This is a genomic window from Peribacillus sp. GL_122 (assembly GCF_057835005.1).
This window is the reverse complement of the sequence record NZ_CM174415.1, coordinates 2,301,906-2,315,854: the sequence shown is the minus strand read 5'-3', so window position 1 is coordinate 2,315,854 and position 13,949 is coordinate 2,301,906. Positions and strand designations below refer to the sequence as shown.

General features: G+C 38.9%; 11 protein-coding genes and 1 pseudogene. 4 read left to right on the top strand and 8 right to left on the bottom strand.

What is annotated here, in order from left to right:
- Positions 1-139: 139 nt before the first annotated feature.
- The 5 genes and pseudogenes from AC3ISB_RS11210 to AC3ISB_RS11190 form a co-directional block, all read right to left on the bottom strand.
- Positions 140-1,696, bottom strand: coding sequence for an AMP-binding protein (locus AC3ISB_RS11210; RefSeq protein WP_141993285.1), 1,557 nt, complete (start codon positions 1,694-1,696; stop codon positions 140-142).
- Between the two features lie 435 nt (positions 1,697-2,131).
- Complete coding sequence (locus AC3ISB_RS11205) at positions 2,132-3,499, bottom strand: sigma-54 interaction domain-containing protein (protein ID WP_489276407.1); 1,368 nt, start codon at positions 3,497-3,499, stop codon at positions 2,132-2,134.
- A gap of 474 nt (positions 3,500-3,973) precedes the next feature.
- Positions 3,974-4,075 (bottom strand): annotated as a pseudogene (locus AC3ISB_RS11200) (2-oxo acid dehydrogenase subunit E2); the annotation flags it as partial.
- 44 nt (positions 4,076-4,119) lie between these two features.
- Positions 4,120-5,103 carry an alpha-ketoacid dehydrogenase subunit beta gene (locus tag AC3ISB_RS11195; RefSeq protein WP_489276405.1) on the bottom strand — a complete coding sequence of 328 codons (984 nt, stop codon included), beginning with the start codon at positions 5,101-5,103 and terminating at the stop codon, positions 4,120-4,122.
- Between the two features lie 12 nt (positions 5,104-5,115).
- Complete coding sequence (locus AC3ISB_RS11190; RefSeq protein ID WP_098371783.1) at positions 5,116-6,111, bottom strand: thiamine pyrophosphate-dependent dehydrogenase E1 component subunit alpha; 996 nt, start codon at positions 6,109-6,111, stop codon at positions 5,116-5,118.
- 467 nt (positions 6,112-6,578) lie between these two features.
- Between AC3ISB_RS11190 and AC3ISB_RS11185 the strand changes: the two genes are divergently transcribed.
- The 3 genes from AC3ISB_RS11185 to AC3ISB_RS11175 are packed head-to-tail and all read left to right on the top strand — an operon-like array spanning position 6,579 to position 10,635.
- The gene (locus AC3ISB_RS11185; RefSeq protein WP_141993288.1) at positions 6,579-7,058 is read left to right on the top strand and encodes a MarR family winged helix-turn-helix transcriptional regulator; all 480 of its coding nucleotides are present in this window, start codon (positions 6,579-6,581) and stop codon (positions 7,056-7,058) included.
- Positions 7,055-8,779: an ABC transporter ATP-binding protein gene (locus AC3ISB_RS11180; protein ID WP_144550921.1), complete on the top strand. Its 1,725-nt coding sequence runs from the start codon at positions 7,055-7,057 to the stop codon at positions 8,777-8,779. The genes AC3ISB_RS11185 and AC3ISB_RS11180 overlap by 4 nt, the downstream gene beginning before the upstream one ends.
- Complete coding sequence (locus tag AC3ISB_RS11175) at positions 8,776-10,635, top strand: ABC transporter ATP-binding protein (RefSeq protein WP_489276402.1); 1,860 nt, start codon at positions 8,776-8,778, stop codon at positions 10,633-10,635. Before AC3ISB_RS11180 ends, AC3ISB_RS11175 begins: the two co-directional genes overlap by 4 nt.
- 117 nt (positions 10,636-10,752) lie before the next feature.
- Here AC3ISB_RS11175 and AC3ISB_RS11170 read toward each other — a convergent pair whose 3' ends face one another.
- Positions 10,753-11,205, bottom strand: coding sequence for a MarR family winged helix-turn-helix transcriptional regulator (locus AC3ISB_RS11170; protein WP_098371779.1), 453 nt, complete (start codon positions 11,203-11,205; stop codon positions 10,753-10,755).
- Positions 11,206-11,327: 122 nt separating this feature from the next.
- Between AC3ISB_RS11170 and AC3ISB_RS11165 the strand changes: the two genes are divergently transcribed.
- Positions 11,328-11,768 carry a GNAT family N-acetyltransferase gene (locus AC3ISB_RS11165; protein ID WP_489276400.1) on the top strand — a complete coding sequence of 147 codons (441 nt, stop codon included), beginning with the start codon at positions 11,328-11,330 and terminating at the stop codon, positions 11,766-11,768.
- Between the two features lie 274 nt (positions 11,769-12,042).
- On the opposite strand, the gene AC3ISB_RS11160 is transcribed toward AC3ISB_RS11165, so the two are convergent.
- A complete protein-coding gene (locus AC3ISB_RS11160) occupies positions 12,043-12,273 on the bottom strand; it encodes an MBL fold metallo-hydrolase (RefSeq protein WP_489276398.1) in 231 nt (76 codons plus the stop codon).
- 378 nt (positions 12,274-12,651) lie between these two features.
- Complete coding sequence (locus AC3ISB_RS11155; protein ID WP_489276396.1) at positions 12,652-13,920, bottom strand: erythromycin esterase family protein; 1,269 nt, start codon at positions 13,918-13,920, stop codon at positions 12,652-12,654.
- Positions 13,921-13,949: the final 29 nt, after the last annotated feature.

The window sequence follows — 13,949 nt, the reverse complement described above, 5'->3', positions numbered from 1 at the left end:
AATACTCTGGCATTATTGAAAAACGTGAATCAGTGGGTGAACCCTGAAATCTATGATAGAATCCTTTGTGGTTATGTGATTTTTTAAACAAAGTGAAATAATGTATTCACAAAACCTTTTTCACCCTTCCATAAACCCCTTATTTATCCATTCCACTAAATTGTTTTCGAAGAATAAACTTTTGAACCTTCCCGGATGGGGTACGTGGTATTTCATCAACAAATGTGACCTTTCTAGGTTTTTTGTAGCTAGCAAGATGTTCCTTACAATAATTAACAACATCTTCCTCCGTAAGTTTGGCTCCTTCTTTTTTAACAATAACAGCACATACAGCCTCAATATATTTCGGATCAGGAATACCAATTATAGAAACTTCCTTCACTTCCTCATGCCGGTATAAGACATCTTCAATTTCCGCTGAGTAAATGTTTTCACCTCCGCTCCGAATCATATCTTTTTTTCTGCCTGCAATTGATAGATACCCATCATGATCGAATTTTCCCATGTCTCCTGTTTTACACCACCCATTCACGAATGTTTCCATTGTGGCATCTGGTTTCCTCCAATAACCCTCAGAAACCGCTGGACTTTTAATAGCGATTTCACCAATTTCACCAACTGGCAAAGGCGTTCCCTCCTCATCGATAATATTTATTTCTGTAAGTGGCATCGGCTTTCCTACGGTATGGCCTTTTGTAAAAGCATCATTTGGTTCAAGCGAAGCCGCAATTGGCTGTCCTTCAGTTAACCCGTAAACTTGAACAACTCCAATTTGAGGAAACCTCTTTTTTAATTGTTCTAGTGCCCATGGCATTAGCGGGTCACCACCTGTATAAATAGTTTTTAAAGATTTTAGCTGATACTTTTCAATTTCAGGCAAATTTAGCATTTCATAAATCATGAAAGGGAATAAAAAAGAATCGGTCACATTTTCCTCTTCAATAACGGAAAGAATTCTTCCAATCTCGAATTCTTGGCTTTTTGTAATTATTACCCTTCCACCCATCAGTAGAATGGGAAGTGCGATATCTTCCATCGCTCCAACATGGTATAGTGGTCCTGTCGTCATCGCAACTTCTCGCCCTGTAAATTTCCATTTCAGTGCTTGTATCGTGGAAAACCAGAAAGTTGTATCATGAGTCCAAATCGCACCTTTAGGTCTTCCCGTAGTTCCTGATGTGTACATCAGCATGACTGGATCGTTTAATTTAATGTTATCGACTTTGACCTCATCTACCGAACCACTTTCTAAAACACTCCATGACTCTGACCAACCTGGGGTTGAGCCATTTCTATGAGGAAGACAAAAATAACGCTCAACAGAAACATTATTACAAACTGATTCCAGCTGATTGGCTAAGTTAGAATGGAAGCACAATATTTTTGTCTGTGAATCATTTAATGCATACTCAAGCTCTGCACTTGAAAGCCTAAAATTAAGTCGAACTGCAATTGCACCGATTTTCGCAATGGCAAAATATAGACTAAAATATTCGAGACAGTTGTAAAGTAAAATACCGACACGATCCCCTTTTCGCACTCCAATTTCGTAAAGCTTGTTTGCATACGCATTTGATATAAGGTGGAGATCCATGTACGTCATCGACTTTCCTACTTCTTCTTTTATTGCTATTTTTCTAGGATTTATATTATTTAAATCATTCGCCATTTTTCTTGTGATAAAACCGACATCCAATGAAATTCCTCCTTTTCAATTAAAAAAATACAGACAAAATTTAGGCTGCAAGGCCACTAAATTCAATACTGTTCAAATCAATTCTCAAACTTTCTAAACAGGCCCTCTTACATGCCATTAAATTGACCACTCGTCTTTATCGTTTTCTTTCCTCCTTTCTTCTAATTTTGAATGCAAGATTCATTCCAAAACGAAAAAAACCCTTACTGACTTACTGTCCTTAATAATCGAGGAAAACCCAATAACTTATTTTCCGATTATTCGGAAAATAACTAAAAAAAATCAACTGAAGTAAGATCAGTTGATTTTTCATTCATTAATTTTCATAATTTATAGCCTTGTTTCTCCTGTAATGTGAACTATATCAACATTAATCCGGAAATTAAAAAATAAATCCGGGATTTCGGAATGAATTCTGAAATGCCGGATTTATTTTTATTGGTCAGAAATCTGATATTTTCTAATTTTATCGTAAAGGGTAGAATTCCCTATCCCAAGAGCTTCCGCAACCCTTTTTTTATCAAACTTAAACCTCCTTAACGCTCTTTCGATTTCCTTCTTTTCTGTTTCCTCTACACAATCCTTTAAACTTAATTCTTTCATATTCACATTATGAAGTTTTAGATAATCAGGTAAAGCATCCTTTCCCATTACCTCTTCATTTGATAGGTGAACACCTGCATCAATGACATTCTCTAGTTCTCTGATATTCCCTGGCCAGTTATATTGCTCTATTAATGAAATCACCTCAGGGTGTATGGAGGTTACTCGTTTTCCTATTCGAGCTGTGATTTTTTTAAAAAAATAATCTACAAGTAAAGGGATATCTTCAATTCTATCTCTTAAAGGAGGAACAAATAATTGGACAGCATTAATTCTATAAAATAAGTCTTCACGAAATAGCTTTTCTTCAACCAATTTTTCTAAAGGGCGATTTGTTGCAGCAATCACTCGAACATTTAGTTTTTTTGGGTAAAGCGAACCTACAGGCTCAAACTCTTTCTCCTGAAGTACCCTTAATAACTTGACTTGCATTTGCTGAGGCATATCACCAATTTCGTCAAGGAAAACCGTTCCACCATCAGCAAATTGAAACTTTCCTATTTTACCTCCCTTTTTTGCCCCTGTAAAGGCACCTTCTTCATAACCGAAAAGTTCAGATTCTAACAAGTGTTCCGGAATTGAACTACAATTTATTTTCACAAGCGGTTTGTCGCTTCTTCCACTTAACTGATGAATGCTATGTGCTATTATTTCCTTGCCTGTACCGCTTTCTCCTCTAATTAGTACAGAGATATCACCTCTAGCCAACCTTTTCACACGTTCTTTTAACTGTTGTATTTCTTGAGAAGTTCCAATTAAGTTGTGTAAGGAATACTTTACTCCATTTGAAACATCTATTTCATTTCTGTAAAAATTATGTTTTGTCAGTATCTCCTTAATGTGACTATTCATTTTATTCCAGTCATCAAGATCACGAAACATTATTGTCCCGATTGCACCAATTATTTCATTATTTTCGATGATAGGAATGCGATTGGCGATAACAAAATCACCACGAAGAAAATGTATATCAGCGATTTCCGATTTACCTATTTGCACTACAAGGTGTAGCCTTGTATTTTCAATTATATTCGTCACATGTTCACCAATCACTGTGTCGCGTTCAACATTTAGAAATTCACAATATTTATTGCTAATGTATTGAATTTTTCCATTACTATCGACAATTACAATTCCATAATATGTACTTTCAAACACTATATCTAATAGTTTATTATTGGAGAATTGTCCAGTATTCATCTTAAGCTCCTTTACCTAGAATCCTTTACCATATAATACCACGCATTTCGGTCAATATATATTTAAGAAGTGAAAATTCATCAAAAATCACAACTGAATAAAAGAAATCGGGGGAGATATTATGTGCCCTCCCTAGCGTAATCAAACGGATTAGTTTTTCACGCTTCTATAGTTGACTTTAATTATCGAAAAAAAAGCCTGGCAACCTTTTTATAGTTGCTAGACTTAAGTTCATTTTTAAGATTCAACCCCAATATAAACACTATTAAAGGCCTTAATGATTATAATCCGTATTATGTGAACTAATATAAAATTCACCTTTTCCATTTCCCTTACAATACTCTTCAAGTGCTTGGTCTATACGAATCTCTGTAGCCTGTAGTCTCGTCTTCAATAAATACTGGTATAGTTTATTTTGCCGACTTGCTTCAACGTATAAGATTCGAGTAAAATCAAATGCCGTTTCAATGATTTTTTATTCATGTGTACTTTTTGGTCAAGTTCACGGACATCCTTGGCGATTTCCTTAATTGGTTTTTCATCGGCATGATCAATTACGGGAACAAACAAAGCATCCCCCCAGATGGAGGATGCTTTGTTTGTTCTATTTTAAGGTCCGTTCAATAGGCAACAAGGTCCCTCAGTGCCTTTTCCACTTTTTCAGGATTCACCATGAAAGATTTCTCCAATGGTGGTGAATATGGCATCGCAGGGACATCCGGGCCCGCGAGTCTCATGATTGGGGCATCGAGATCGAAGAGACAGTTTTCTGCGATGATCGCCGATACTTCACTAATGATGCTTCCTTCCTTATTATCTTCAGTAACCAATAGGACTTTTCCTGTTTTAGATGCAGCTTCCATAATGGCTTCTTTATCTAATGGATAAACGGTTCGTAAATCAAGTATATGAACGGATATGCCATCACTGGCCAGCCTTTCAGCTGCCTGAAGCGCAAAATGAACACAAAGGCCGTAAGTAATCACTGTAACGTCCTCGCCTTCACGTTTTACATCCGCTTTACCAATCGGTAAAACATAATCATCATTCGGCACTTCTTCTTTAATAAGGCGATAGGCACGTTTATGTTCAAAGAAAAGGACCGGATCTTCATCGCGAATGGCTGCTTTCAATAACCCTTTCACGTCGTAGGGTGTAGAGGGCATGACAATTTTAAGTCCCGGTTGATTGGCAAAAATGGCTTCAACGGATTGTGAATGGTATAACGCCCCATGTACACCCCCGCCGTATGGAGCTCTGATGACGATAGGACAATGCCAGTCATTATTTGAGCGATAACGGATTTTTGCAGCTTCCGAAATGATTTGGTTGATTGCGGGCATGATAAAATCAGCGAATTGCATCTCCGCAATCGGCCTCATTCCGTACATGGCCGCGCCGATGCCAACTCCTGCGATTGCGGATTCAGCAAGCGGTGTATCAATGACACGCTGTTCCCCGAATTGTTCGTATAACCCTGAAGTCGCTTTAAACACACCGCCTTTTACCCCTACGTCTTCACCTAATACAAATACACGGGGATCACGTTCCATTTCTTCCCGCATCGCCATTATTACGGCATCTATATAAGATATCACTGCCATCTTCTTTCCTCCTTACTTACCTGCGTAAACGTAATTTGAGAGCGTGTCTTCATTTGCAAATGGAGCATTTTCCGCATAATCCGTCGCTTCGTTCACAACTTCCATTATTTCCTCGTTCATTTGTTTCTCCATTTGGTCATCCATGATTCCTGCTTCTTTTAAGTAGGCACCGAAAGTGATGATCGAATCTATTTTTTTTGCCTCCGACACTTCATCTGGCGATCTGTATTGACTATCATCATCATCGCTTGAGTGTGGTGTAAGCCTGTATGAAACCGTTTCGATTAAGCTTGGTCCTTCTCCACGCCTGCCTCTCTCGGCCGCTTCTTTCACCACCCGGTATACTTCGATCGGGTCATTTCCATCAACCGTCACCCCTGGCATGCCATAACCAATGGCCCGGTCCGACACTTTCCCGCAAGCCAATTGCTTTTCAAGCGGTACGGAAATGGCATACTGATTATTCTCGCACATCAAGATAACCGGAAGTTTATGTACACCTGCAAAATTCGCCCCTTCATGGAAATCACCTTGGTTTGATGAACCCTCACCGAATGTAACGAATGAAACAATATCTTTTCCTTCCATTTTTCCAGCGAGTGCAATTCCCACTGCATGTGGCACTTGAGTGGTAACTGGCGAAGATCCCGTCACGATGCGATTCTTTTTTTGCCCAAAATGCCCAGGCATTTGACGCCCGCCCGAATTTGGATCTTCTGCTTTTGCAAAACTGGATAACATTAAATCCCTTGCGGTCATCCCAAACGCAAGCACCACACCGAGATCCCGGTAATAAGGAAGGACATAATCCTTTTCACGATTCAATGCAAATGCAGCTCCCACTTGAGCTGCTTCCTGCCCTTGACAAGAAACGACAAAAGGAATTTTCCCAGATCTGTTCAACAGCCACATCCGTTCATCTATACGTCTTGCCAATAACATTGTTCTATACATCTCAAGCACCTGCTCATCACTTAGACCTGCCTGTAGATGACGGTTTTCAACCATATGTCATCATCCCTCCTAATAATTAAAACATTTTTCTGTTAAAACAAACTTAACTCCGGTTATTTATCTAAGGAAGAAAAATCTCGTTTATGTATGCATGCTTGCCATATAACACCCTCAAATGCGTTATCATCTAGTATTATTACCTGGTACTAACTCAATGCAATATTATCCTACCACTTTTTATCTCAAATTTCCAACTAATTTCACTATGTTAAAAGGACATTTTTTGTCTATTGAATCAAGTACATGAATAAGTGGGTGTTTTCACGCGAAAACAATGATGAATCGCCTAGACCATTCAGATTTTTACTGAAGTTTTATGTACGACCAAGGTTAGATAAACACCGATATTATGTGATCGTTTTTTTGTTGACTAAGCGGAAAAATAGCTGTAAATTAAAATGATTAATAAAATTAAATGTTCGAAATGGAACAGTCCAAAACAGAAAGAATGGTGATGTTGATTGGAGAATGAAAAACAATTAATGCGTTCCGTACAACTATTGCGTTCATTTTGGAACGTGCAGAAAAATATAATGCGGTTCGTTCAAAAGACAGCCTCAGAAAATGGATTAACAGTTCCTCAATATTCCATTTTGATGACCATTACCCTTTACAAAGAGACCACTCAAAAAAATGTCGGGGAGAAAACATTTCTTCCAAAAAGCACTTTGAGCCAAGCGGTCGATGGTCTCGTTCGGGCTGGCATGCTCCATCGTGAGCATGTGGAGGGCAACCGGCGTGAGATTCAGTTGTCAATCACCGATCAGGGGAAAAATTTATTAAAAACGATTCATTTTCAAGAAGGAAGCATTCACCAAGTCTTTCAAACGGCCATTGAAATGCTTTCCGAAGAACAGTTTGAAGAGTTGCTAGAAACGCATCTTCAAATTACAAACTTTTTAGAAGCACAAGCTACCGAACAGGGAGAGTGTTCAAAATGATAAAAATACTGAAAAATTTATCCGTTTATAAGTGGATTATTTCAGCAGTTATCGGTCTGGTTTTTATTCAATCCATGTCGGATCTCTTTTTGCCTACACTAATGGCTGATATTATTGACAAAGGCGTCGTTCGAGGAGACACTCCATACATTTGGAAAATCGGTGGTTTGATGCTGTTGGTTTCCGCACTTGGCGCTTGTGCATCCATAATCGCAAGCTACTATTCATCCAAAGCGGCAATGGGAATGGGACGCGATCTCCGCCTGAGAGTCTTTAATCATGTTGAAAAATTTTCGTTACAAGAATTTGATGAAGTCGGTACGGCGTCATTGATTACACGGACGACCAATGATATAACGCAAGTCCAGCAAGTGGTTATCATGATGCTTCGTATGGTTATCAGTGCACCTATCATGTTAATCGGCGGAGTGATCATGGCTGTATCCATGGATGCAAAATTATCCCTTGTCATTGTTGTCACAATGCCTTTATTAATTGGGTCGATCTTGCTTATTCTATATAAAGGTGTACCGCTCTTTCAAACGGTGCAAAAACGATTAGACCGGTTGAACCTTGTATTACGAGAAAATTTAACTGGTATTCGCGTCATTCGAGCCTTCAATCGTGAAACACAAGAGAAGGAACGTCTAAAGAAAGCGAATAAAGAATTGACGGATGTCTCGATCAAAGTCAATAAAATCATGGCCTTCATGATGCCTGTAATGATGCTTGTAATGAACTTGACGGTTGTTGGCATCATTTGGTTTGGTGGGGTTCGTATTGATAACGGCGGTATGCAGATCGGGGACTTAATGGCATTTATCCAATATGTTATGCAAATTATGTTCGCTCTCGTTATGGCATCCATGATGTTTGTTATGGTTCCACGAGCGGCCGTGTCGGCAACAAGGATAAACGAAGTCCTTGACATGAAACCTTCATTCCTGGATGAGGGGACAGAAAAGGCAGATCGTGAACACGGTACACTTGAATTTGAACATGTGACGTTCAGTTACCCAGGAGCAGAAGAACCTGCATTATCGGATATTAGTTTTTCTGCAAGTCCTGGTGAAATCACCGCAATAATCGGTGGAACAGGCTCAGGGAAAACAACGCTCGTCAATTTGATCCCTCGCTTCTATGATATTTCAAGTGGAACGATTCGCGTCAATGGTGTTGATATTCGTAAGTCATCACAAGATGAAGTTCGTTCAAAAATTGGATTTGTACCACAAAAGGCCGTCCTCTTTACAGGTACGATCGCTGAAAACATTCGCTTTGGAAAACAAACAGCCACACAAGATGAAGTTGAGCATGCTGCTCGGATTGCGCAAGCGGAAGATTTTATCAGCAACATGAAAGACGGCTATCAGGCAGAAATCGAACAAGGCGGTTCAAACCTATCAGGCGGGCAAAAACAACGGCTTTCGATTGCACGGGCACTCATTCGGAAACCCGATATTTATATATTCGATGATAGTTTTTCTGCACTTGACTTCAAGACGGATGCCAACCTTCGCGCCGCCTTGAAAGATGAAACGAAAAATTCGACGGTACTACTCGTTGCCCAACGTGTCAGTACGGTGGTTGACGCTGATCGAATCATTGTGTTGGACGAAGGACACATTGTAGGTATGGGAACACACCAAGAGTTGCTAAGTACAAACGACATATACCGTGAAATCGCCTTATCACAGCTCACGGAGGAGGAAATTGCATGAGTAATCAAAAAAAACCTCAAAGCGGCGGTCAGGTTGGGCATGGTCCTGGTGGCGGTAACATGATGATGATGGGTCAAAAAGCAAAAGATTTTAAAGGAACACTAAGACGTCTTTTGACCTATTTAAAACCTCGGCGCAACAAATTGATTGCCGTGTTCTTTGCTGCAATCATGAGTACGATTTTTATGATTGTCGGACCAAAAATCATGGGAACGGCAATTACGGAATTATTCGAAGGAGCATATGGGAAATTCCAAGGAATACCAGGAGCAGCCATTAACTTTGATAAAATTGGCCATATCCTTCTACTCCTTGCTGGACTGTATGCCTTAAGCAGCCTTTTCAACTATGTGCAGCAATACATTATGTCGAGTGTTGCACAAGACACGGTATATGATCTTCGAGAAGATGTTAACGGAAAGCTCGAGAAACTTCCACTCAAATATTTTGAAGGACGTCCAAACGGAGAAACACTTAGCCGAATGACAAATGATATTGATACAATCGGGAGCACCCTTCAGCAAAGCTTAACGCAGTTCATCACATCAATCGTAACGATTTTAGGGATTATCATCATGATGCTTTCAATTAGCCCGTTATTGACATTAATCTCGATAGTCAGCTTACCTTTATCAATATTTGCAATCCGGCCTATTTTGAAAAAATCCCAAAAGTACTTTGCCGATCAACAACGTAAACTCGGACAATTAAATGGGCACATTGAAGAGATGTATACCGGCCATCAAGTCGTTAAAGCATTCGGACATGAAAAAAAGGCAAGTGCCCAGTTTACTGCAGTCAATGAAGAATTGTATAAAGCGGGAAGCAGAGCACAGTTTATATCTGGAATCATCATGCCCCTGATGTTCTTTATCGGAAATTTGAGCTATGTCCTCATCAGCGTTGTCGGGGGAATATTGGTAACGCAACGTTCGATTTCAATTGGTGATATTCAAGCATTCATCACTTATTCAAAGCAGTTCACCCAGCCAATCACGCAAACGGCTAACATCGCAAACATTATTCAGTCGACGGTTGCAGCAGCTGAGCGTGTTTTTGAACTACTTGATGAAGAAGAGGAAATGAAAGAACAAACCACAGCTCATATAAAAAGGGCAAATGGTGCTGTCTCTTTCGAACATGTGGACTTTGGATATGGGGAAGAAATGTTAATTAAAGATATGAACATCGATGTCTTGCCTGGACAGACGGTCGCAATCGTTGGGCCGACTGGTGCTGGAAAAACGACCATGATAAATCTTTTGATGAGATTTTATGAACTCAATGGCGGAAAGATTAATATTGATGGTCTTGATACACGGAGTATGTCCCGGAGTGATCTTCGAAAGAACTTTGGGATGGTGCTTCAAGATACTTGGCTCTTTAATGGCACGATTAAAGAAAATATCGCTTATGGCAAAAATGGAGCAACTGATGAAGAAATTTTCTCAGCTGCTCGTACGGCACATGCCGACCATTTCATTCGGACACTGCCAGATGGTTATGAGACAGTCTTAAACGAAGAAGCTTCAAACATCTCACAAGGCCAAAAGCAGCTTTTGACAATCGCCAGAGCTGTTCTAGCAGATCCACCAATCATGATATTGGATGAAGCGACGTCTAGTGTGGACACTCGGACCGAAGTCTTTATCCAAAAAGCCATGAACCGACTGATGGAAGGAAGAACTAGCTTTGTCATTGCCCATCGTCTCTCAACGATTAAGGATGCAGATATGATTCTTGTTATGGATCAAGGAAAAGTGATAGAGAAGGGAACGCATTCTGACCTTTTAATGAAGAATGGTTTCTACGCAGATCTTTACAATAGTCAGTTTACTGAAAATGCAGCAGGATAATAAAAAAGAGGCTCAATTTCAATCGAAATCGAGCCTCTTTTTATAAATTCCTTATCCACAACCGTTCCATTGATACTCCAATTAGGCGTCCATGAATCAGATAACTTATAAGCTGTATCAATACCCCCTTTTATTTCCCTTTTTCACATATTCCCAATCTACCTCAATATTTTTTCTGACCCTTTGAAGAAGATGCAACATCGTTTCCGTTTCCTCCAAAGAAAATCCAGATAATGCAACCTTGTCGGTATACTCCCCTTCTTTTTTCAAAAAGGGATAGACCTTTTCACCTTTATCAGTAGCATATAACTTTTTAATCTTTTTGTTGCCCTCATCATTTTTCTTTTCAATAAAACCTTGAATTTCAAGTTTTTTAATGGCACGAGCCGCTGTCGTTCGGTCAACCTTTATCATTTCTGCTAACTTTTCCTGAATGATTCCTGGATTTTCACATATTCGGACAAGATACAAATACTGCCCTTTTGTAAGGTCAAATTCTTTAAATTCAATATTACTTATAGAGTCCAATGCCCTTGCTATCATTCCAATTTCACGGAGTATTTCTTTCATTCAAAGTGCCCCTAACTTTTTTGTTGTATTTACAACAAAAATAATTTCGTTTATACTAAAAAAGGATATACATTTATTATGACTTGTCTTATTACATAAATCTAGAAAAGGGATGAAGAACATTGGATTCAAAGAGAATTACTACAGAAAATGATTTAAAAATAGCCTTTCATATCAGAAAAGAAGTATTTGTTGAGGAACAAGGTTTCCAATTAGAAAGTGAATTTGATGAATTTGATGCACTTCATGCTTCTTCTGAACACATATTAGTCTACTATAATGAAAAAGCAGTCGGAACTGGAAGGTTAAGAGTTGTTGATGGTTTAGGTAAATTGGAGAGAATTTGCATCTTAAAGCCTTACCGTAAATTTGGCCTTGGAAAAATAATAATTAAAACGTTAGAAAAGATTGCAAAGGAAAAGGAACTATCCAAGGTTAAATTACATGGGCAAACACAGGCAGAGGGTTTTTATAAAAAACTCGGCTATCAGACTTCATCCGATGTCTTTATGGAAGATGGCGGTCCACATCTTTTAATGATAAAAGAATTAATGAATGATTAAGTGTGTTAAATGTGAGTAAAACAAACATTACCCTATATTTGATGGATTCATACTATTAACCTTAGGTTGTTCTTTAACGATACAATCAGACCGTGGAACATCACCATTTGATGCCCTTTTGGTCGATTTTTTCCATATGATACTTTTAAATTCGCTTTTTAAAAAAGAAAAAACCAGAATTTATGGGTCTACTACTGCTTTAATAACCGGTCTTGGTATTGTGAACTATTTACCGGATAAGGGACACACATAAACAGTGGCCCTTATCCGCCCTTCAATGATTCATTCCATCAATAACTAGAATATCTGCATCCTTTGCAAAGGTGGCAAAATTTTTAGTATAAGTTAAATCACCTGAAACAACTACACTTTGTCCATTCGCATCAAAACGATATGCATATGTTGGAATTGTATGTGGGACAGGGATTGATGTAATTTTCACACCATCGAGTTTAAAACTATATTTATCCTCTGTAAAATCTTTAATATTCACATTTGTTAACATTCCATCCTTTGGCCAGCCCAAACTGGCATGATACTCTTAACAGAATTATCATAAAGTTCTTGGAATTGAGGTCCTATTAGATTAAGGGAACGACTTCCTGTAGGTCCTTGCCAACCATAATAAAAAAATCCCAAAATCCTCCATTATGATCAACATGTTGATGTGTGAACAGCATATTTGTAATTCTTTCTGCAGGCAGACCAATTTTCCCCAGTCCCCTAGTTGTGTTATCGCCAGTTCTGTGGCTTTCACAGTCTTTGGGACAGTGATATTTTTCATTTTGGCGAGGACAATTTTTTAAACACCAAAAACGGGCAATAGGAATAAGCACGAACAAGCCCTTAATAACATGAAATGTTATTAAGGGCTTGAAATTTATTACACAACGGGTGCTGTTTCATGAACAAGCGGGTGAAGTGCCTGTGTTTCATCAATGTAAATAAAAGCATCATATCTATCTGACATTACAGAAGGTACATAGTTTCCATATTGTTCATATTCCGGTCTGTATACAACCCCAATCGCCCGATGTCCAAGCCTATCTTGGAATAGCTGCCGATTTTCATCAGTAAAAATGAGCAACTTATCATATGCCCCCGAAAGGTGCATAGCCTCCTCCCAACTTCCATTAATTGCAGGGGGTACTGTTTTTATTTCAAGATCCATGCCCCACTCATCTGCTGCAATGACAGTTCCCGTGTAGGTTCCGAAACCTGTGATAAATACATCTTCAGCTGGGTTTTGTTCACGAATGACCTGCCCTACGTTAATCATCCCGGAATCTCTCATATCAGTAGCGCTGGCATCGCCAACATGGGTATTATGTTCCCATACAATCGCCTTGCCTTTTGAACCGTAAAAATCCATAATTTCATTTAGTGCATCCACCATATGCATATCTCGAATATTCCATGATTTATCATCATGAACCACCATCGTCCTGTAATAATTTTCTGCATTATACGCTACTAATGCATTCACTTGAAGGTTCAAATTCAATTCTTCATGATGGGGGTATTTTTCTTTTTTCCGTTGAATGGTTGTCAGTAATTTGGCTACTTCCTCTATACAGTCTTCTGAAAAAATGCCTGCGGAAACTGCGTACTCTTCATTATTCCGATTGAATGGCTCAAAACATGTGAACGCCTGTCTTGCAGCCTCGAGGTCAGGTGAATCAATTTGTTTTAAGTAATGGATCACTTCATCCATGGATTCCCAAAGACTGTAGATATCTATCCCATAAAATCCAACTTTTATTTGATTTTGTCCAGACTCATTGTATTCTTTCATCCATTCAATCAGGTCTATCATTTCCTCGTTTGCCCACATCCAGGTCGGCCAGCGATCAAAAATTTTAAGAACATCCTTTGCGGATTTAGATACTTGGTCATAGCCTTTAACATACCTATTAATTGCCTGGCATGCGGGCCAATCTCCTTCAACGGCTACAAAGGTGAACCCTTTTTCTTGAATCAGTTTTTTTGTTATTTCAACTCGGGCCGTGTAAAACTCAGATGTTCCATGGGATGCCTCTCCCAGCAAAACAAATTTTGAATTTTTAACTTGGTGAATGAGTTTATCCCAATCTGCTTTCCTTGTAAGCTTGACTGATTGTTCGATTATTGACTGAACCAGATTATGATGCACTGTTTTTCCTCCTTGTTCTTTTACGAACA